Source organism: Pseudomonas sp. Seg1 (assembly GCF_018326005.1).
In the GTDB taxonomy this organism is placed as follows: domain Bacteria; phylum Pseudomonadota; class Gammaproteobacteria; order Pseudomonadales; family Pseudomonadaceae; genus Aquipseudomonas.
Genome location: NZ_AP021903.1, coordinates 1,009,307 through 1,029,951, shown reverse-complemented (window position 1 = coordinate 1,029,951; position 20,645 = coordinate 1,009,307). Strand labels below are relative to the sequence as shown.

Below are 20,645 nucleotides of genomic sequence, written 5' to 3'. Positions count from 1 at the left end.
AAAAGGAATTTGATCATGACTGCACAAGTAAAAGCGTTGGCTGCTCCACAACTCAAGGAAACCGAGAACGGGGTACTCCACGTTCACAAGCTGGAAGGACATGCCACTGTTCTGGTAGACACTTACACAAACCAGACTGTCGGCGACATCGTGAAGATTCAGGTATCCACTTCTACCGGCAACAGTTTTGGAGAACAAAAAGTAGTGACCGCTGCCCAGGTAGGAAAGCCTCTCACATTCGCCATTCCCAAAGATGTCTTTGAGAAAAACCTCGTACAGGATGCCACTGCCAAGCTGCACTATGTTGTTACGGCAGTAGCGCACCAGCCAGCGGAATCCGCCCCTCTGACTGTGCACCTCGAACGCTAACCAGCATTCACCCCTGCGCCTGCGCCTCTTCATGGGCCTGGCGCAGTCTTTCGCGACTGTTGGTCAAATGCAGGCGCATGGCCGCACGAGCGGCATCGGAATCCTGACGAGCAATCGCCTCGTAGATTTCTTCGTGCTCGCGGCTCAGGCGATTCATGTAGTGCTGCTGATCATCATGGGCCAGGCGTGCCGAATTCAGCCGCGTGCGCGGAATGATGCTGGTGCCCAGGTGGGTCATGATGTCGGTGAAATAGCGGTTGCCGGTGGACAAGGCGATTTCCAGGTGGAAAGCGAAGTCCGAAGCCACGGCGTCGCTGGCATGGGCAACGCTGTCGTTCAGCGCATCGAGGGCGGCGCGCATGGTCGCCAGTTGCTCGGGGCTGCGGCGTTGCGCGGCAAGGCCGGCGGATTCGACTTCAAGGCTGATACGTAATTCGAGAATGGCCAACACATCACGCAGGGTGACGACGGTGGCCGGGTCGATGCGAAAGCCACTCGGGCTCGGGGTGTCGAGCACGAAGGTGCCGATGCCGTGGCGGGTTTCCACCTGGCCGGCGGCCTGCAAACGGGAAATCGCCTCGCGCACCACCGTGCGGCTGACGCCATGGGCTTCCATGATCGCCGACTCGGTGGGCAGTTTGTCGCCACGCTTGAGCAGGCCGTCACGGATCTGCTCGCTCAGCACCGTCACCAGTTCCTGAGCCAGGCTGCGACGCTTGCGCGGGAGGCGCGGGGTGTTGATCGGGTTTTCCATGTTTACGTCTTGTCTCGAAAGTTCGACTTGGTCGGCATCATAGCGCAAGCGGGTTGTACGATCACTCGCCACTCACAACACCATCCCTGTGGGAGCTGGCTTGCCAGCGATGGGGCCATATCAGTCATAAAGGTGTCGACTGATCCGACGCCATCGCTGGCAAGCCAGCTCCCACAGGTTCCGTGCAGGGTCAAGCGGTCACGGTTTGTTCGACCAAATGGCCGCTGTCGATCCGCACATGCCGTGGGTGGAAGCGCTTGAGGCTGCTGCGATGCCCGACGCTGACGATGCTCAGCCCCGGCAGCTGATCGATCAGCGCCTGATACAGCGTCGCTTCGTCTTCCTCATCCATCGCCGATGTCGCCTCATCCATGTACAGCCATTGCGGTGCGTAAAGCAGTGCGCGAGCGAAGGCTAGCCGTTGCTGTTCGCCCGGCGACAGCATGCGCTGCCAGTGATTGGCTTCATCCAGCCGCGCCACGAGGTGCGGCAAGCGACAGGTTTGCAGCACTTGCTCGTAGCGTTCCTGCGGGTAGGTGTCGCCCGGTTGTGGATAACTCAGCGCTTCGCGCAAGGTTCCGATCGGCAGATAGGGTTTCTGCGGCAGGAACAGATAACGCGCCGCCGGCAAACGAATATTGCCGTGGCCCGCCGGCCACAAATGCCCCATCGCCCGGAACAGCGTGGACTTACCGCTGCCGGAACGACCGCTGAGCATCACCCGGTCGCCCTGTTCCACAGTCATGTCGCCGCTGGTCAGCAGATGACGACCGTCAGCCAGGTCCAGCCCGAGGTTATGCACCTTCAATTCGCTGCCCTGGTTTTGCACATCGATGGCCGGAATCCGCTCCTCGTTGTCGCTCATGGCCTGACGGAAACTCAGCAGACGATCACAGGTGGCGCGCCACGAGGCGAGTTCCTGATAGGCGCTGATGAACCAACTGAAACTCTCTTGAACGTTGCCGAATGCGGAGCTGATCTGCATCAGTTCACCGAGTTCGATCTTGCCGGCGAAGTAGCGCGGCGCCGCGACGATGAATGGAAAGATAACGGCTGCCTGGCTGTAACCGGCGGTAAAGAAGGTCAGGCGCTTGGACACTTTCATGATGTCCCAGAAGTTGTGCCAGACCATGCCGAAACGGCTACTCAACCGGCGGTTCTCGTTCGGCTCGCCGTTGTACAACGCGATACTCTCGGCGTTCTCGCGGATCCGGACCATGGAGAATCGCAGGTCAGCTTCGAAACGTTGTTGTCTGTTGTTCAGGCCGATCAGGCGCCGACCGATCAAATGCGTCAGCCAACTACCCACCACTGCATAAACCAGCACACACCAGAACATGTAGCCGGGAATCGTAACTCCGAACACTTCGATGCTGCCCGATACGCCCCAGAGGATGATCGAAAAAGACACCAGACTGACGACATTGCTCAGCAAGCCAATACCCAGGCTCAAGGTGGTGGCGGTGAACTTGTTGAGGTCCTCGGAAATCCGCTGGTCCGGGTTATCGGTGTAACCGCCCTGCTCCAGCTGGTAGTAATTCTTGTCGGCAAGCCAACGGGAAAAATGCTTTTCGGTGAGCCAGGCCCGCCAGCGAATCGTCAGCATCTGAGTCAGGTAGAGCCTGTACACCGCACCGACAATCGCCACGGCGGCGATGCCGCAGAAATACAGAATCAAATGCCAGAACGCCGCTTCGTCCTTCTTCTGCAGCGCGTTGTAGAAGTCCTTATACCAGGTGTTGAACCACACCGAGATGCCCACACTGACCAGCGAGAGTGCGATCACTGCAATCAGCAGCGTCCAGGCCTTGCCCTTCTCTTCACTGCGCCAGTACGGCGTGATGATCGCCCACACCTTGCGAAAAAACTGCCCGCGCACAGCATCGTTGACCGCGGAATATTCAGCGTTCTGATTCATGGATAAGGCTCGATATAGAAAAGAACAGACACGCACCGATCATAGTAGATCGGTGCGTTTTATCGCGCGGGCCGGCGATAGTCGTTCAGCGCAGGTTCAGCGACGAACCGGGCGCTTCTGCAGTTTGCGCTGCAGGGTGCGGCGGTGCATGCCCAGGGCGCGGGCAGTGGCGGAGATGTTGCCTTCATGCTCGGTGAGCACGCGCTGGATGTGCTCCCACTGCAGGCGGTCAACCGACATCGGGTTTTCCGGCACCAGACTGTCGAGGTCGGCGTGCTCGGAGAGCAGCGCGGCCAGCACGTCGTCGGCGTCGGCGGGTTTACACAGGTAGTTGCAAGCGCCGCGCTTGATCGCTTCGACCGCCGTGGCAATGCTCGAATAACCGGTGAGGATCACCACGCGCATTTCCGGGTCCAGTTCCAGCAACTTGGGCAGCAGCACCAAACCAGAGTCGCCGTCCATTTTCAGGTCGAGCGCGGCGTAGTCCGGCAGATCGGCCTGAGCAATGGTCAGGCCTTCCTCGGCGGAACCGGCAGTGCTGACGCGAAAACCGCGACGGGCCATGGCACGCGCCATGACGCGGGTGAAGGTTGCGTCGTCGTCGACCAGCAGCAAATGCGGCAGTTCTTCGCCTTCGACTTGGATTTCGTCACTCATGTTGGTCTCCTCGGGCGCCGTGAGGCAGGCGCAGCTCGGTGAGCGTGCCGCCTTCCTCATGACTATAGAGTTTCACTGAGCCACCGGCGCGTGTCACGCTGGCCTTGCTCAAAAACAGGCCCAGGCCGAAACCTTTGCCCTTGGTGGTAAAAAACGGTTTGCCGATCTGCTCGGCGATGGCCAGCGGCACGCCGGCACCGTGATCGCGAATGCTGATGGTCACGGTTTCGGCATCCCAATCCAGCGTCACTTTGAGGTTTTCCGGGCAGGCGTCGGCGGCGTTGTTGAGCAGATTCAGCAGCGCCTGAGTCAGATCCGGCGGCGGCGCCATGCGCGGCACGGTGCCCTGGCCGAGACGATGGAAGCGATAACTGGCTTCCGGACGCATCAGGTGCCAACGGTTCAGCGCTTCGTCGAGCCATTGGGTGACGTCCTGCATCTCGACCGCCAAACGCCGGTTGGCCTCGGCGGCACGCACCAGTTGCTGCAAGGTTTCTTTGCAGAGTTTGACCTGATCCTGCAGCACCTTCAGATCGTCCTGCAACATCGGATCGGGATGATCCTGCTGCATCTCCTTGAGCAGCACACTCATGGTCGCCAACGGCGTGCCCAATTCATGCGCGGCACCGGCGGCCTGCGTGGCAACGGCCAGCAATTGCTGATCGCGCAGGCCTTCTTCGCGGCGGATCGCGCGTAATTCTTCCTGACGGCGCAGCTCTTCGGCCATGCGCGCAGCAAAAAACGTGATCACCGCGGCGGCCAGCGCGAAGCTCAGCCACATGCCGTAGATCTGCAGGTTTTCGCGGGCGACCGGCAGGGTTTCCAGTGGATAGAAACGCGTCAGCATCACGGTGTACAGCGCCAGCGCGATGCCGGACAGAATCACCGAGTAGCGCCACGGCAGCGTCACCGCCGCAATGGTCAGCGGCACCAGATAATAGGAAACGAACGGATTGGTCGAACCGCCGGAGAAATACAGCAACGCACTGTGGATCACCAGATCACACGCCAGTTGCAGGGCGTATTCGAGCTCGGTCACCGGCCACGACGTACGCAAACGCACGGCAGTGAACACGCACAGCAGAATCGAGCAGCCGAGGGTCATCGCCAGTTGCACCCACGGCAACGGCAACAGTTGCAGCCAATAGGCCAGACCAACGGAACCGGCCTGCGCGGCCAGCACCAAAGTGCGGATGAAAGTCAGCCGCCAGAGGTTCTGGCGAGTGGCGGAAGTCAGTTGTACGGGGGCGAGCATGAGCTCTCCTGATGAGCGCTCCAGGCGGATCGCACGGAGTATAACCAAGCCGCGCCCTTCAGAGGCGAAAGTGCGGCAAACGACCACATGGCGAAAACATTTTCGGCGGCTATAAGGACGCCTTCGCGAGCAGGCTCGCTCCCACAGGGGAACGCATTTCAAAGGTGGGAGCGAGCCTGCTCGCGATTGGCTGCGCAGCAGCCACCAGTCATCTGTATAGAAGTTGTAACTGGGCGAACCGGATCATTAAAGCTAGAGTCTGATGGTTCACGCAGGTCCGAACCAACACCTGCGCCCTCATCAAGGAGCCTTCATGCACACATTTCGCCGCAGCGCCGCCCTTCTCGCCCTGACCGTCGGCAGCGTCGCCAGCCTTCCGGCCCTGGCCGCCGATGAGCTGCACTACAACCAGATTTCCCTGCGCGCCGAAGTCAGCCAGGAAGTGGCCCGCGACCTGATGATCGTGACGCTCTACACCGAAGAGCAAAACACCGACCCGGCCAAACTCGCCGCCGACGTCAGCACCACCATGAACAAGGCACTGGCCCAGGCCAAGCAAGTCAAGGACATCACCCTGCGCCAGGGCAGCCGCAACAGCTACCCGATCTACGACACCAAGGGCCAGAAAATCACCGGCTGGCGCGAACGTGCCGAACTGCGCCTGGAAAGCGCCGACTTCGCCGCCCTGTCCAAACTCACCGGCGAACTGCTGACCGACCTGAAAATGGGCGGCATGGACTTCGCCATCGCCGACCCGACCCGCAAATCCAGTGAAGACGCGCTGCTCAAAGAAGCCGTCACCGCCTTCAAGGCCCGCGCCCAACTGGCCACCGACGCACTCGGCGGCAAGGGCTACAAAATCGTCAACCTGAACCTCAACAGCAACGGTTATCCACAACCGTACCTGCGCGCGCCGATGATGATGAAAGCCGCCGGCATGGATTCAGCGCCAGTGACGCCTGAAGTCGAAGCGGGTACGAGCCAGGTCAGCATGACCGCTGATGGCTCGATTGAAGTGTTGATGCAGTGATTTGATGTGGGCTGAATGAAAAACCGGCGATCAGAGCATGATCGCCGGTTTTTTTGTGCCTGGGATTTGTGTTGTTTGCTCGGCCGTCATCGCTGGCAAGCCAGCTCCCACAAGGTCGTGCGTCGATTTCAAAATCGGCACAAACCTGTGGGAGCTGGCTTGCCAGCGATGAACGATAACGCGGTCTCAGGTTTGTGGATCAACCCGATCCAGCGCCCGGTTTACTGTCAGTTCGGCCAGCATGATGATCTGCTGAATACCGAGCATCGTGTTGCGCTGCGTGCCGCCCAACTCATTGGCGAAGTTGCTGGCAGCGGCGCTGGCAGAGGCCAGTGATTCACAGGCATGGGCGAGCAGGCTTTCGGTGTCGACGTTGGGACAGACCATGAACATCGTGCTCGGTTGGCGCGGTTTTCCGGGTTGGGGACAAAGATAGAAATCGAGGGCACGCTTGATGGCTTCGCGGTTGCGGGCGAGGTCTTCGTCGCGCAGGGCTGCTTCGAGTGGGGTTTCGAGGGGTGGGTCAGGGATTAATTTATCCATGGAGCATTTCCTTACGAATGACGCCATACGCTTCCGATCTCACTCGAGAAACGAGGTGGCAACTATGTACGGAGTGAGATTACCGGTAAGGAAACCAACCCGGCCGAACCGAAGTCCGCCCGTACATAGCCGCCATAAAGAACTGCCGACAGCATGAACTGGCGGCGATTATGGCGTTGCTTGCGCAGGTTTCCAAATTCGATAACCGGGAATCTCACCTCCCGATCGCAGAGTCCTCTGCGACATCCGAAGCCTAGAGAGCGCACGTCCGACGGACAACCTGAAAACCTTGTGGGAAGGTTCTGGTAATTCGATAAACATTTAAACAGCTCAAATAATCGGGCGACCGGGCGGGCCTCTTCGCGAGCAGGCTCACTCCTACAATTGGTTCGCGTGCAGTCTGCAAGAGATTGGTCGGCTTTCAGGCCGCCATCGCTGGCAAGCCAGCTCCCACAGGTAAGCAAAAGCCAGATCAAAAGATCGTCCGATCGCGGCCCGAGCCTTCGGCAACTCCTACAGAGGCGACAAGTACACCCCGCACGCGGCGCATGCCGCCCCACTCAATAGGCCGAGTGTCAGCTCGCCTGCTCTTGATCTTGATCCACGGGCGACGTCGGAAGGCTGAGCGGATCGATCCCGGAGCGAAGGAACCCCGAGCCCCAGCGAGCGGGCCGCACGCAGGAGCAAGCCTTTTTGGTTACTTTTTCGGCGTCTGGAAAAAGTGACCCGCCGTAAGGGCGGAACCCCAAGCAGCCATAACCGCAGCAACGGATATACACACAACCCGCCAGATATACCGAGATAGACACTCCCCCAAGAAAAACGATATTTCCGAAACCCCACAAATCCCCGCTACCCTCAAAAAACAACCACCTCCAAATCCCCGGGGACTCCATGCCAAGATCCACCCTAAAACCACTCTTGATCTCCCTGGCCCTGGCCACAACCGCCCCGCTAGCAAACGCCGCCACAACACTCGTTTATTGCTCCGAAGCCAGCCCCGCCGGCTTCGACCCCAGCCAATACACCAGCGGCACCGACTTCGACGCCTCCGCCGAAACCGTCTTCAACCGCCTCACCCAATTCCAACGCGGCGGCACCGACATCGAACCCGGCCTGGCAACAAAATGGGACGTCTCAACCGACGGACTCCAATACACCTTCCACCTGCGCCAAAACGTAAAATTCCACACCACCGACTACTTCACCCCAACCCGAGACTTCAACGCCGACGACGTGTTGTTCACCTTCCAGCGCCTGCTCGACCCGGAAAACGCCTTCCGCAAGGCCTACCCCGCCGAGTCCCCGTACTTCACCGACATGGGCCTCAACACCACGATCAAATCGGTAGAAAAACTCGACGAAAATACCGTGCGCTTCAACCTCAACAACGTCGACGCCGCCTTCGTACAAAACCTCGCCATGAGCTTCGCCTCGGTGCAATCGGCCGAATACGCCGCGCAACTGCTGAAGGAAGGCAAAGCCGCCGACCTCAACCAGAAACCGATCGGCACCGGCCCGTTCGTGTTCAAGCGCTACCAAAAGGATTCACAAATCCGCTACGCCGCAAACAAGGCCTACTGGAAACCCGAAGACGTAAAAATCGACAACCTGATCTTCTCGATCACCCCGGACGCCGCCGTACGCCTGCAAAAGCTCAAAACCGGCGAATGCCAGGTCAGCGGCTACCCACGCCCGGCCGACATTGAAGTCATGGAAAAAGACCCGAACCTGCGCGTACTCAAACAGGCCGGTTTCAACCTCGGCTTCCTCGCCTACAACACTACTCACCCGCCGCTCGACCAACTCAAAGTGCGCCAGGCCCTGGACATGGCCATCGACAAACCGGCGATCATCAAAGCCGTTTATCAAAGCGCCGGCCAGTTGGCCGAGAACGCCTTGCCACCCGCGCAATGGTCCTTCGACCCGAACATCAAAGACGCGCCGCACGACCCGGTAAAAGCCAAAGCGCTACTCAAGGAAGCAGGGGTTGCACCCGGTACAACCATCAACCTCTGGGCGATGACAGTGCAGCGTGCCTCGAACCCGAATGCGCGGATGTCGGCGCAAATGATCCAGCAGGATTGGGAAAAAATCGGCATCAAGGCCAACATCGTCAGTTACGAATGGGGCGAGTACATCAAGCGTGCGAAAAATGGTGAACACGACGCGATGATCTATGGCTGGACCGGTGACAACGGTGACCCCGACAACTGGCTCGGTGTGCTGTACAGCTGCGCGGCAGTAAAAGGCAGCAACTACGCCAAATGGTGCGACCCGACCTACGACAAGCTGGTGCAACAGGCCAAGGTCTCGACCGACAAGTCGCAGCGGGTAAAACTGTATCAACAGGCGCAACTGATCCTTAAACAGCAAGTGCCGATCACGCCGATTGCCAACTCCACGGTGTTCCAGCCGCTGCGCAAGGAGGTCACCGACTTCCGCATCAGCCCGTTTGGTCTAACCCCTTTCTACGGTGTGGGTATAAATAAGTAACACCAAGCCCCAATGCGGCGCGCACAACGTGACCAATGCACCGTTTTGGGGCTCCATTTGCACCGTAAAAACCACCCGCAAACGGTCAAATGCGTCAGAAGTTATACCGATGCGACATTAAGGTACGTTCGTGCCACCGTTTGAGGTCGCCGAGTGTTCTGGATCTTGCATTGGGTATGGCGCCTGCATAAGTATCCGCAGGCACGACTCACGAGGTCGTACCTCAAATCAAAAAATGACAACAAATCATGAGGCCAACATGCTTAAACACGCGGTCATTCCGTTTTTAGTCGGCGCAGGCTTGTTAGCCTCCGCACCTTTCGCATCCGCTGCGACTAACCTGGTGTTCTGCTCCGAAGGGAGCCCGGCCGGATTCGACCCAGGCCAGTACACCACCGGAACCGACTTCGACGCCTCAGCTGAAACCATGTTCAACCGTCTGACCCAGTTCGAGCGTGGCGGCACCGCCGTCGTTCCTGGTCTGGCGACCAAGTGGGACATTTCCGATGACGGCCTGACTTACACCTTCCACCTGCGTGAAGGCGTCAAGTTCCACACCACTCCGTACTTCAAGCCGACCCGCGAGTTCAACGCCGACGACGTGCTGTTCACCTTTAATCGCATGATTAACAAGGATGACCCGTTCCGTAAGGCGTACCCGACCGAATTCCCGTACTTCACCGACATGGGGATGGACACCAACATCACCAAGATCGATAAAGTCGATGACCACACCGTCAAGTTCACTTTGAAAGAAGTGGATGCTGCGTTCATCCAGAACATGGCCATGAGCTTCGCTTCTGTACAGTCCGCCGAATACGCAGCGCAACTACTGAAAGAAGGCAAGGCTGCCGACATCAACCAGAAACCCGTCGGCACCGGCCCGTTCGTGTTCAAGAGCTACCAGAAAGACTCGAACATCCGTTACACCGGCAACAAGGACTACTGGAAACCTGAAGACGTGAAGATCGATAACCTGATCTTCGCTATCACCACCGACCCGTCGGTGCGCATCCAGAAGCTGAAAAAGAACGAGTGCCAGGTCACCCTGTTCCCGCGTCCAGCCGACCTGAAAGCGCTGAAAGAAGACAAAACCCTGAAAATGCCTGACCAGGCTGGCTTCAACCTGGGCTACATCGCCTACAACGTGATGGACAAGGTCAAGGGCAGCAACGAGCCGAACCCGCTGGCTGACCTGCGCGTTCGCCAGGCGCTGGACATGGCCGTGAACAAGCCGCAGATCATCGACTCGGTTTACCAGGGCGCGGGCCAACTGGCCGTCAACGCCATGCCGCCGACCCAGTGGTCTTACGACACCACCATCAAAGACGCCAAGTACGACCCTGAGAAAGCCAAACAGCTGCTCAAGGAAGCCGGCGTCAAGGAAGGCACCGAGATCGTTCTGTGGGCGATGCCGGTACAGCGTCCGTACAACCCGAACGCCAAGCTGATGGCTGAAATGCTCCAGTCCGACTGGGCCAAGATCGGCTTGAAAGTGAAGATCACCAGCTACGAATGGGGCGAGTACATCAAGCGTTCCAAAGGTGGCGAGAACCAGGCCATGATCATTGGCTGGAGCGGTGACAATGGTGATCCGGACAACTGGCTGAACGTGTTGTTTGGTTGCGACTCGCTCAGCGGCAACAACTTCTCCAAGTGGTGCGACAAGAAGTTCGACGGCCTCGTCAAAGAAGCCAAGCGCACTACCGACCAGGGCAAGCGCACCGAACTGTACAAACAGGCGCAACACGTCCTCAAAGATGCAGTCCCTATGACACCTATCGCTCACTCGACGGTGTATCAACCCATGCGCGCCAACGTGCAGGACTTCAAGATCAGCCCATTCGGCTTGAACTCCTTCTACGGCGTCAGCGTCAGCAACTAAAAGAGACAGCGGCGACGTTTTCAGCGTCGCCGCTGTTTTTTTCTGCCGATTAGTTAGGAATTTGCCTACAACCTTTTCCACCCTGCCTATCCAGGGAGATACAGGACGTGTTGCCTTTTCCTACGAGTCTTTAGGACTCAACGCATTTACTGCCAGACCCACGGCCCCTACCGTCGGGTTCTGACCAGTGACTGCGTGGGCTAACGGTTTGTTGTCCGTACTGGTTTGAGCACGATGCAGCCACAACGTCCCTGGACGGGACCGCGGCGCATCGAAACAACACTAAAAAAAGAGGGAGCGTCATGCGCCATACCTTGGTTTTTTCCGCATTGCTGGGCGCCGGCCTGTTGGCCGCCACGTCTGCCAGCCACGCCGCCAGCAACAGTCTGGTGTTCTGCTCCGAAGGCAGTCCGGCGGGTTTTGATACCGCGCAATACACGACGGCCACCGATAACGACGCCGCCGAGCCGCTGTACAACCGACTGGTCGAGTTCGAAAAAGGCGCGACCAACGTCGTACCCGGGCTGGCCACCAAGTGGGATATTTCCGAGGATGGTCTCAAGTACACCTTTCACCTACGTGAAGGTGTGAAATTTCATACAACTCCGTACTTCAAGCCGACTCGCGACTTCAACGCCGACGACGTGCTTTTTACGTTTAACCGCATGCTTGATGCGCAGCAGCCATTCCGTAAGGCTTATCCGACCGAGTTCCCGTATTTCAACGGGATGAGCCTGAACAAGAACATCGCCAAGGTCGAGAAGACCGGGCCGCTGACCGTGGAGTTCACGCTCAACAGCGTCGACGCCGCGTTCATCCAGAACATCGCCATGAGCTTCGCCGCCATCCTGTCCGCCGAATACGCCGACAAGCTGATGGCCGAAGGCAAACCGAGCGACATCAACCAGAAACCGATCGGCACCGGGCCGTACGTGTTCAAGAGTTATCAGAAAGACTCGAACATCCGCTACACCGGCAACCCGCACTACTGGGACCCGAGCCGGGTCAAGCTGAAGAACCTGATTTTCGCGATCAACACCGACGCCTCGGTGCGTGTGCAGAAGCTCAAGGCTGGCGAATGTCAGATTACCCTGCATCCGCGCCCGGCCGATGTTGAAGCATTGAAGGCCGATCCGAAGCTGCAACTGATCTCCAAACCAGGCTTCAACCTCGGCTACATCGCCTACAACGTGCGCCACAAACCGTTCGACCAGCTCGAAGTGCGTCAAGCGCTGGACATGGCGGTGAATAAACAAGGGATTCTCAACGCTGTTTATCAAGGCGCCGGCCAACTGGCCGTCAACGCCATGCCACCGACCCAGTGGTCCTACGACGACACCATCAAGGACGCCACCTACAACCCGGAAAAAGCCAAAGAGCTGCTCAAGGCTGCCGGCGTCAAGGAAGGCACCGAGATCACCCTGTGGGCAATGCCGGTGCAACGTCCGTACAACCCGAACGCCAAACTGATGGCCGAAATGCTTCAGGCGGACTGGGCGAAAATCGGTCTGAAGGTGAAGATCGTCAGCTATGAATGGGGCGAGTACATCAAGCGCACCAAGAACGGCGAGCACGACATCAGCCTGATCGGCTGGACCGGTGACAACGGTGACCCGGACAACTGGCTCGGCACGCTGTACAGCTGCGACGCCATTGGCGGCAACAACTACTCCATGTGGTGCGACGCGGCTTACGACAAGCTGGTCAAAGAGGCCAAGGTCGTCACCGACCGCGACCAACGCACCGTGCTCTACAAACAGGCTCAGCAGTTGCTTAAACAGCAAGTGCCGATTACGCCTGTCGCCCACTCGACGGTCAACCAGCCATTAAGCACACGGGTTGAAGGGTTCAAGGTGAGCCCCTTCGGTCGCAACGTGTTCTCGGGTGTCAGTATCGATTAACCCAACCGATTAGCCGCAACGCTGAGGGGGACCGTCTATCCCCCTCACGCAAGCGCTTTGCCGAAATTCGCCAATCCGGCTTTTTGCAAACGTTTGCGATGTGTGAATGAGTTCTAAACCAATAACCGGCCAACCCAAAAAAGCCGGCATAAAAAGAAAGTAAAGGAGCTTCACCCATGAAACTGAGCAGCACCGCGATACTGGCCTTGGCCATCAGCAGCATCACCGCCACGGCGTACGCAGAACCTGCTAGTCAGGAGTTCGTCCCTACCACGTTGGCCGGCAGTAGCGCCCAAAGCGAGGCCAAAGGCTTTATCGATGGACAAAGCCTGGGCGGCACTACACGTAACTGGTATGCCAATGAATTGAAGCGTCGTGATGATCGCTTCAGCTACGTGAAAAACAGCGACAAGAACACCACGCCTGTAGTCAAGACGCCAACTCCGCGTCGTATCAACTGGGTTCAGGGCACCATCGTCAACTACACCTCGGGCTTCACCCAAGGCACCGTTGGCGTCAGCACCGAAGTCGCCGCTTACAACGCCATCGTTCTGGACCGTGACCGCAAGGACATCGCCGGCGGTTCCAACCGTACCCTGGCGCACTCCGACGGCGACGCTGTCGACCAGTGGAGCAAACTGGGTCTGGCCAACGTGAAGCTGCGCGTGTCGAACACCACCCTGACCGCCGGTCGGCAGAACTTCAGCACGCCGATCGTAGACGTCATCGGCAACCGTCCGCTGCCTTCGAGCTTTGAGGGTATTACCCTGCACAGCGAAGAGTTCAACAACCTGTCGTTCGACCTCGGTGGCTTCGACCGTGTTTCGCCGCGTACCGAGCAGAGCCTGTCGAAATTCCGTACCGAGTACTCGGCCACTGGCGTTGAGACCGATAAGGTTTACATCGCTGGCGTCAACTACCAGCCATTCAAGAGTCTGAAAACCAGCCTGTACGGCTCCAACGTCGAAGACTTCTGGAACCAGTACTACTTCGGCGCCACCCACGAACTGGGTGACAGCCAGGTCCTGAGCCTGACCACCGGTCTGAACTACTACAAGACCGTCGACGAAGGCAAAAAGCTGATGGGCGAGATCGACAACGATACTTACTCGCTGTCGCTGGGTCTGGCTCACCAGGCGCACAGCCTGACCTTCTCGTACCAGGAAGTGAATGGCGACACCTACTTCGACTACCTGCACGAAACCAACGGTATCTACCTGGCCAACTCCCTGCTGTCGGACTTCAACGGCCCGAACGAGAAGTCCTTCCAGATCGCCTACGGCATCAACATGGCCGAATATGGCGTGCCAGGCCTGAAGTTCAACATCTACCAGGCACGCGGCTGGGGCATTGACGGTACTCACTACCGTGGCACCGCCTACACCGACCCGGGCGCCAAGCGCGGCGACCTGAGCCTGATGGACGGCGAAACTCACTACGAATACGGCATCGGTGCTTCCTACGCCGTGCAGAGCGGCCCGCTCAAAGCCACCGCGATTCGCGCGACGTACACCACGCACCGCGCCAGTGAAAACCAGGCTGACGGCAACATCAACGAGTTCCGTCTCGTGACCACCATTCCGTTCAACATCCTGTAAAAACGCCAACCGACGGCTGACTCATGATGAGTCGGCCGTTCGGTTTTTGTCTTCAACCGATTGCAGAGGGTTATCGATGAAAATGCTTCCCCTACGTGCGGCCGTCGCTGCCGCGTTGTTGAGCGCCGCCATCGGCGTCTCGGCCAAACCCTTGGTGGTCTGCACCGAAGCCAGTCCGGAAGGCTTCGACATGGTCCAGTACACAACTGCAGTCACTGCCGATGCGGTGGCCGAAACGATCTTCAACCGTCTGGCGGACTTCAAGCCCGGCACCACCGAAGTGATTCCGGCACTGGCCGAATCCTGGGACATCAGTGAAGACGGCCTGACCTACACGTTCCACCTGCGCAAAGGCGTCAAGTTTCACACCACCGAATATTTCAAGCCGACCCGCGACATGAACGCCGACGACGTGGTCTGGAGCTTCCAGCGTCAGCTGGACCCGAATCACCCATGGCACAAACTGTCTAGCGTGGGCTTCCCGTACTTTGAAAGCATGGGCTTCAAGGAACTGCTGAAAAACGTCGAAAAAGTCGACGACAACACCGTCAAGTTCACCCTGACCCGCCGCGAAGCGCCGTTCCTGGCCGATATCGCGATGGCGTTCTCCTCGATCTACCCGGCCGAATACGCCGACCAGTTGCTCAAAGCCAACAAGACCGGCGACCTCAACAACAAGCCGATCGGCACCGGCCCGTTCATCTTCCAGCGCTACGCAAAAGACGCTCAGGTGCGCTTCAAGGCCAACCCGGATTACTTCCGAGGCAAGGCGCCGGCTGACGCGTTGATCCTGGCCATCGCCACCGACAACAACGTGCGCCTGCAAAAGCTCAAGGCCAACGAGTGCCAGATCGCCCTGTATCCAAAACCGGACGACATCCCGAGCATCAAGAAAGACAGCAACTTGAAAGTCGATGAACTGGACGCGATGACCGTCTCGTACATCGCCATGAACACCCAGCACAAGTACATGAGCGACGTGCGCGTGCGCAAAGCCATCGACATCGCGTTCGACAAGGAAGCCTATGTCAACGCGCTGTTCGGCAAAGGCAATGCGTCGGTCGCGGTCAACCCGTACCCGCCGACCCTGCTCGGCTACAACCACGACCTGAAGAACCCGCCACGTGACCTCGACGCCGCCCGCAAGCTGCTCAAGGAAGCCGGGGTTCCGGAAGGCACCGTGTTTACCCTGTTTACCCGCAACGGTGGCGGTCCGACCAACCCCAACCCGATGCTCGGCGCGCAGATGATGCAGGCTGACCTGGCGAAAGTCGGGATCAAGATCGACATCCGCGTGATGGAATGGGGCGAGATGCTCAAACGCGCCAAGGCCGGCGAACACGATATGGTCTCGGCCGGATGGGCGGGCGACAACGGCGACCCGGATAACTTCCTGACGCCTATGCTCAGTTGCGAGGCCGCCAAGAACGGCGAAAACTACGCACGCTGGTGCAACGAGAAATTCCAGGCACTGCTCGACGAAGCACGGGCTAAAGTAGATCCGGCCGAGCGCGCGAAACTCTACGAGCAGGCCCAGGTCCTGTTCAATCAGGACCAACCGTGGATCAGCATGGCCCACACCCGGATGTTTACCGCAATGCGCAACAACGTAGAGGGCTATCACATCAGCCCTCTCACCACTAATAACTTCGCCACCACCCAGGTGAAGTAGATAAGAAACTCCCGGCCTCCCTGATTCCAGGGAAGCCGGGCACGCCTAACCGGCTGATGAGGTACCACACAAGATGTTTAGTTTTATTGCCCGCCGACTGGGGTTGTTGATCCCCACGTTTTTCGGCATCACCTTGCTGACTTTCGCGTTGATTCGCATGATTCCCGGCGACCCCGTGGAAGTGATGATGGGCGAACGTCGGGTCGACCCCGAAATGCACGCTCAGGCAATGGAACGCCTCGGTCTGAACAAACCGTTGTATGCCCAGTATCTGGACTACATCGGCAAACTGGCCCACGGCGACCTCGGCGAATCCCTGCGCACGCGCGAGAGCGTATGGACCGAGTTCTCCTCCCTCTTCCCGGCGACCCTGGAACTGTCCATGGCCGCCCTGCTGTTCGCCGGCATTCTGGGCCTTCTGGCCGGGGTGATTGCGGCACTCAAGCGAGGATCCCTGTTCGACCACGGGGTGATGGGCATCTCCCTGGCGGGGTATTCGATGCCGATCTTCTGGTGGGGCCTGATCCTGATCATGTTCTTCTCGGTGAGCCTGGGCTGGACCCCGGTTTCCGGGCGGATCGACCTGCTCTACGACATCGAGCCACGCACCGGTTTCATGCTCATCGATACGCTGCTGGCCGATGACATGGGCGCTTTCCTTGATGCGCTGCATCACCTGATCCTGCCGGCCATCGTGCTGGGTACCATTCCGCTGGCGGTGATCGCGCGGATGACCCGTTCGTCGATGCTCGAAGTGCTGCGCGAAGACTACATCCGCACAGCCAAGGCCAAAGGCCTGTCGCCGTCGCGCGTGGTGTTCGTCCACGGTCTGCGTAACGCACTGATTCCGGTACTGACCGTGGTCGGCCTGCAAGTCGGCACCCTGCTGGCCGGTGCGGTGCTGACCGAAACCATTTTCTCCTGGCCCGGCATCGGTAAATGGCTGATCGAAGCCATCGGCGCCCGGGACTACCCGGTTGTGCAGAACGGCATCCTGTTAATCGCCTGCCTGGTGATTCTGGTCAACTTCGTAGTGGACATCCTCTACGGCTTTGCCAACCCACGCATCCGTCATCAGCGCTGAGGTCAATACCCATGAGCACTCCAACATCCTCAGTAGCCACCGCCACGTCCGCCGTGGATCAAAGCCTGCTGTACCCGTCACCGTATAAAGAATTCTGGCAAGCCTTCTCGAAGAACAAGGGCGCCGTTGCCGGCCTGTTGTTCATGTTGCTGGTGATTTTCTGCGCGATCTTCGCGCCGTGGGTCGCGCCGCATAACCCGAGCGAGCAATACCGCGACTTCCTGCTGACGCCACCGGCGTGGCTCGAAGGCGGACAGATGCAGTTCCTGCTCGGCACCGATGAACTGGGTCGCGATCTGCTGTCGCGTCTGATCCAGGGTTCGCGCCTGTCGCTGTTGATCGGCCTGTCGTCGGTCGTCATGTCGTTGATTCCGGGGATTCTGCTCGGTCTGTTCGCAGGCTTTTTCCCGAAAGTGCTTGGCCCGACCATCATGCGTCTGATGGACATCATGCTGGCCCTGCCGTCGTTGCTGCTGGCTGTGGCGATCGTCGCCATCCTCGGCCCTGGCCTGATCAACACCGTGATCGCAATTGCTGTGGTTTCCTTGCCGTCCTACGTGCGTCTGACCCGAGCCGCCGTGATGGGCGAACTGAACCGCGACTACGTGACCGCCGCGCGCCTGGCCGGTGCCGGTCTGCCACGTCTGATGTTCATCACCGTGCTGCCGAACTGCATGGCGCCGCTGATCGTTCAGGCAACCCTGAGCTTCTCTTCGGCGATTCTCGATGCCGCCGCACTGGGCTTCCTTGGCCTTGGCGTACAACCGCCAACCCCTGAGTGGGGCACCATGCTGGCTTCGGCTCGCGACTACATCGAACGCGCCTGGTGGGTAGTGAGCCTGCCTGGTTTGACCATTTTGCTCAGCGTGCTGGCAATCAACCTGATGGGCGACGGTCTGCGCGATGCGCTGGACCCGAAACTCAAGAATGCCGCCTGAGGAGATTCCCATGTCACTGCTAGAAATCAAGAATCTCAACGTTCGCTTCGGCGACAAGACTGCTACGCCGGTTGTCGATGGCCTCGATCTGAAAGTCGACAAAGGCGAAGTGCTGGCGATCGTCGGCGAATCGGGCTCGGGCAAATCCGTGACCATGATGGCGCTGATGGGCCTGATCGAGCATCCCGGCATTGTGACCGCCGACTCGCTGAGCTTTGACGGCAAAGACATGCTCAAGCTGAGCAACCGTCAGCGTCGACAAATCGTCGGCAAAGACTTGTCGATGGTGTTCCAGGACCCGATGACCGCGCTCAACCCGAGCTACACCGTCGGTTTCCAGATCGAAGAAGTGCTGCGCCTGCACCTGAAAATGTCCAGCAAACAAGCGCGCAAGCGTGCCATCGAACTGCTGGAAAAAGTCGAAATCCCGGGCGCCGCCAGCCGTATGGACGCCTACCCGCACCAACTCTCCGGCGGTATGAGCCAGCGCGTCGCCATCGCCATGGCAATTGCCGGCGAGCCGAAACTGCTGATTGCCGATGAGCCGACCACTGCTTTGGACGTAACGATTCAGGCACAGATCATGGACCTGCTGCTGGCGTTGCAGAAAGAACAGAACATGGGCCTGGTGCTGATCACCCACGACCTCGCGGTCGTGGCTGAAACCGCCCAGCGCGTGTGCGTGATGTACGCCGGTCAAGCCGTTGAAGTCGGTCAGGTGCCACAACTGTTCGACATCCCGGCGCACCCGTACAGCGAAGCGCTGCTCAAGGCGATTCCGGAACACAGCCAGGGTGCCGAACGTCTGGCGACACTGCCGGGCATCGTCCCGGGCCGTTATGACCGCCCGCAGGGTTGCCTGCTGTCGCCACGCTGCCCGTACGTGCAGGACAGCTGCCGTGCGCAGCGTCCGACCCTTGATCCGAAAGCCAACAGCCTTGCCCGCTGCTTCTACCCGCTGAACCAGGAGGTGGCGTAATGGCCGTCGTACTTACCGCCCGCGACCTGACCCGTCACTACGAAGTCTCCCGTGGCCTGTTCAAGGGCCACGCGACCGTGCGCGCACTCAACGGCGTGTCGTTCGAACTGGAAGCCGGCAAGACTCTCGCGGTGGTCGGCGAGTCGGGCTGCGGCAAATCCACCCTCGCCCGCGCCCTGACCCTGATTGAAGAGCCGTCGTCCGGCTCCTTGAAAATCGCCGGCCAGGAAGTCGCCGGTGCCGACAAGGCCCAGCGCAAACAGCTGCGCAAAGACGTGCAGATGGTGTTTCAGAGCCCGTACGCGTCATTGAACCCACGGCAGAAAGTCGGCGATCAACTGGCCGAGCCACTGTTGATCAACACCAACCTGAGTGCCGCCGAACGTCGCGAGAAAGTCCAGGCGATGATGAAGCAGGTCGGCTTGCGTCCCGAGCACTACCAGCGTTATCCGCACATGTTCTCCGGCGGTCAGCGCCAGCGCATCGCCCTGGCCCGGGCGATGATGCTGCAACCGAAAGTGCTGGTGGCAGACGAACCGACTTCGGCGCTGGATGTGTCGATTCAGGCGCAGGTGCTGAACCTGTTCATGGATCTGCAGCAGGAGTTCAACACCGCCTACGTGTTCATCTCGCACAACCTGGCGGTGGTGCAACACGTGGCCGATGACGTGATGGTGATGTACCTCGGCCGCCCGGTGGAAATGGGCCCGAAAAACGCCATCTACGAACGTCCGCTGCACCCGTACACCCAGGCGTTGCTGTCGGCGACCCCGACCATTCACCCGGACCCGAACAAGCCGAAAATCAAGATCGTCGGCGAACTGCCCAACCCGCTGAACCCGCCACCAGGCTGCGCTTTCCACAAGCGCTGCCCGTATGCGACCGAACGTTGCAGCACTGAAGAGCCGGCCTTGCGTGCGCTCGACAATCGGCAGGTGGCGTGCCACTACGCCGAGCAATTCCTCGACGGCGCGGCGTAACAAGAACGGGAGGACATGCAAAAAACTGTGGGAGCGGGCTTGCCCGCGATGACGTAGTGCCAGTCAACTGATTTGTCGTCTGGCACACCGCAATCGCAGGCAAGAACGCTCCCACATTGACCTCTTCGTTCATGAGTCAGAAGTTAACCAAACCCCTTCTCCTCCGATTGCGCATCAGTCGAGGCAGAAGGGGTTTTCTTTTGCCCGAAATCTACGTCTGGCTGTCGCCTTCGTCATCCGGATCATCAGTGTCCGGCTCGTCAGTGGTCGAGTCATCGTCATCGGCGGCGCCGCCCTGCCCCTGATCGCCCGGTTCGGATTCGGACTTGGCCAGCATCAACCCGCTATGCCCGACCTGCCCACTGAAGGCCTGAGAATCGTGATCCTCGCACTCGGCCCAGGCCGTCGCGGTGCCGAGGGACAGCATGACCATCACTTTCAACAGCAGTAAAACGCGTAGCAACCTGTTTTTCATGACCGATTCCATCCTGTGCAGGTGAAACAGCAATGCCGATCCGGCGCTGAATGAAATCTAGTTCCGATCAGCCGGCTTCACCAGATAGGACGCTAATGAACCCGCAGAAAT

At 59.1% G+C, this 20,645-nt stretch carries 17 protein-coding genes; 11 read left to right on the top strand and 6 right to left on the bottom strand.

Annotated elements, in window-relative coordinates; all coding sequences use genetic code 11:
* The first annotated feature begins 15 nt into the window (after positions 1 to 15).
* A complete protein-coding gene (locus KI231_RS04360; protein ID WP_213027547.1) occupies positions 16 to 369 on the top strand; it encodes a hypothetical protein in 354 nt (117 codons plus the stop codon).
* A gap of 7 nt (positions 370 to 376) precedes the next feature.
* Here the strand turns inward: KI231_RS04360 and KI231_RS04355 are convergent, their stop codons facing one another.
* The 4 genes from KI231_RS04355 to KI231_RS04340 form a co-directional block, all read right to left on the bottom strand.
* Positions 377 to 1,123, bottom strand: a complete 747-nt coding sequence (locus tag KI231_RS04355) for a FadR/GntR family transcriptional regulator (protein WP_103303141.1) — start codon at positions 1,121 to 1,123, stop codon at positions 377 to 379.
* Between the two features lie 190 nt (positions 1,124 to 1,313).
* Positions 1,314 to 3,041: an ABC transporter ATP-binding protein/permease gene (locus KI231_RS04350; protein WP_103303142.1), complete on the bottom strand. Its 1,728-nt coding sequence runs from the start codon at positions 3,039 to 3,041 to the stop codon at positions 1,314 to 1,316.
* Positions 3,042 to 3,137: 96 nt separating this feature from the next.
* The gene (locus tag KI231_RS04345; RefSeq protein ID WP_003221630.1) at positions 3,138 to 3,698 is read right to left on the bottom strand and encodes a response regulator transcription factor; all 561 of its coding nucleotides are present in this window, start codon (positions 3,696 to 3,698) and stop codon (positions 3,138 to 3,140) included.
* Positions 3,691 to 4,953: an ATP-binding protein gene (locus KI231_RS04340; protein ID WP_103303143.1), complete on the bottom strand. Its 1,263-nt coding sequence runs from the start codon at positions 4,951 to 4,953 to the stop codon at positions 3,691 to 3,693. Before KI231_RS04340 ends, KI231_RS04345 begins: the two co-directional genes overlap by 8 nt.
* Before the next feature lie 313 nt (positions 4,954 to 5,266).
* Here KI231_RS04340 and KI231_RS04335 point away from each other — a divergent pair, with 313 nt between their 5' ends.
* Positions 5,267 to 5,983 carry an SIMPL domain-containing protein gene (locus KI231_RS04335; RefSeq protein WP_213027546.1) on the top strand — a complete coding sequence of 239 codons (717 nt, stop codon included), beginning with the start codon at positions 5,267 to 5,269 and terminating at the stop codon, positions 5,981 to 5,983.
* Between the two features lie 186 nt (positions 5,984 to 6,169).
* Here KI231_RS04335 and KI231_RS04330 read toward each other — a convergent pair whose 3' ends face one another.
* Complete coding sequence (locus KI231_RS04330) at positions 6,170 to 6,526, bottom strand: DUF6124 family protein (protein WP_213027545.1); 357 nt, start codon at positions 6,524 to 6,526, stop codon at positions 6,170 to 6,172.
* 894 nt (positions 6,527 to 7,420) lie between these two features.
* Here KI231_RS04330 and KI231_RS04325 point away from each other — a divergent pair.
* The 9 genes from KI231_RS04325 (at position 7,421) to KI231_RS04285 (ending at position 20,059) form a co-directional block, all read left to right on the top strand.
* Complete coding sequence (locus tag KI231_RS04325) at positions 7,421 to 9,022, top strand: ABC transporter substrate-binding protein (protein ID WP_213027544.1); 1,602 nt, start codon at positions 7,421 to 7,423, stop codon at positions 9,020 to 9,022.
* Positions 9,023 to 9,281: 259 nt separating this feature from the next.
* On the top strand, positions 9,282 to 10,907 hold the full coding sequence (locus KI231_RS04320; RefSeq protein WP_103303147.1) for an ABC transporter substrate-binding protein: 1,626 nt from the start codon (positions 9,282 to 9,284) through the stop codon (positions 10,905 to 10,907).
* A gap of 302 nt (positions 10,908 to 11,209) precedes the next feature.
* Entirely contained in the window at positions 11,210 to 12,808 is a 1,599-nt protein-coding gene (locus KI231_RS04315; RefSeq protein ID WP_213027543.1) for an ABC transporter substrate-binding protein, read from the top strand.
* A gap of 176 nt (positions 12,809 to 12,984) precedes the next feature.
* Positions 12,985 to 14,406 (top strand): OprD family porin, encoded by a 1,422-nt coding sequence (locus tag KI231_RS04310; RefSeq protein WP_213027542.1) that lies wholly within the window; start codon positions 12,985 to 12,987, stop codon positions 14,404 to 14,406.
* A gap of 76 nt (positions 14,407 to 14,482) precedes the next feature.
* Positions 14,483 to 16,078 (top strand): ABC transporter substrate-binding protein, encoded by a 1,596-nt coding sequence (locus KI231_RS04305; protein ID WP_103303150.1) that lies wholly within the window; start codon positions 14,483 to 14,485, stop codon positions 16,076 to 16,078.
* A gap of 73 nt (positions 16,079 to 16,151) precedes the next feature.
* Entirely contained in the window at positions 16,152 to 17,162 is a 1,011-nt protein-coding gene (locus KI231_RS04300; protein ID WP_103303151.1) for an ABC transporter permease subunit, read from the top strand.
* Between the two features lie 11 nt (positions 17,163 to 17,173).
* A complete protein-coding gene (locus tag KI231_RS04295) occupies positions 17,174 to 18,100 on the top strand; it encodes an ABC transporter permease subunit (protein WP_103303152.1) in 927 nt (308 codons plus the stop codon).
* Positions 18,101 to 18,110: 10 nt separating this feature from the next.
* Positions 18,111 to 19,079 carry an ABC transporter ATP-binding protein gene (locus tag KI231_RS04290; RefSeq protein ID WP_103303153.1) on the top strand — a complete coding sequence of 323 codons (969 nt, stop codon included), beginning with the start codon at positions 18,111 to 18,113 and terminating at the stop codon, positions 19,077 to 19,079.
* Positions 19,079 to 20,059, top strand: coding sequence for a peptide ABC transporter ATP-binding protein (locus KI231_RS04285; protein ID WP_103303154.1), 981 nt, complete (start codon positions 19,079 to 19,081; stop codon positions 20,057 to 20,059). Before KI231_RS04290 ends, KI231_RS04285 begins: the two co-directional genes overlap by 1 nt.
* Before the next feature lie 211 nt (positions 20,060 to 20,270).
* On the opposite strand, the gene KI231_RS04280 is transcribed toward KI231_RS04285, so the two are convergent.
* Positions 20,271 to 20,534 (bottom strand): hypothetical protein, encoded by a 264-nt coding sequence (locus KI231_RS04280; RefSeq protein ID WP_103303155.1) that lies wholly within the window; start codon positions 20,532 to 20,534, stop codon positions 20,271 to 20,273.
* Positions 20,535 to 20,645: the final 111 nt, after the last annotated feature.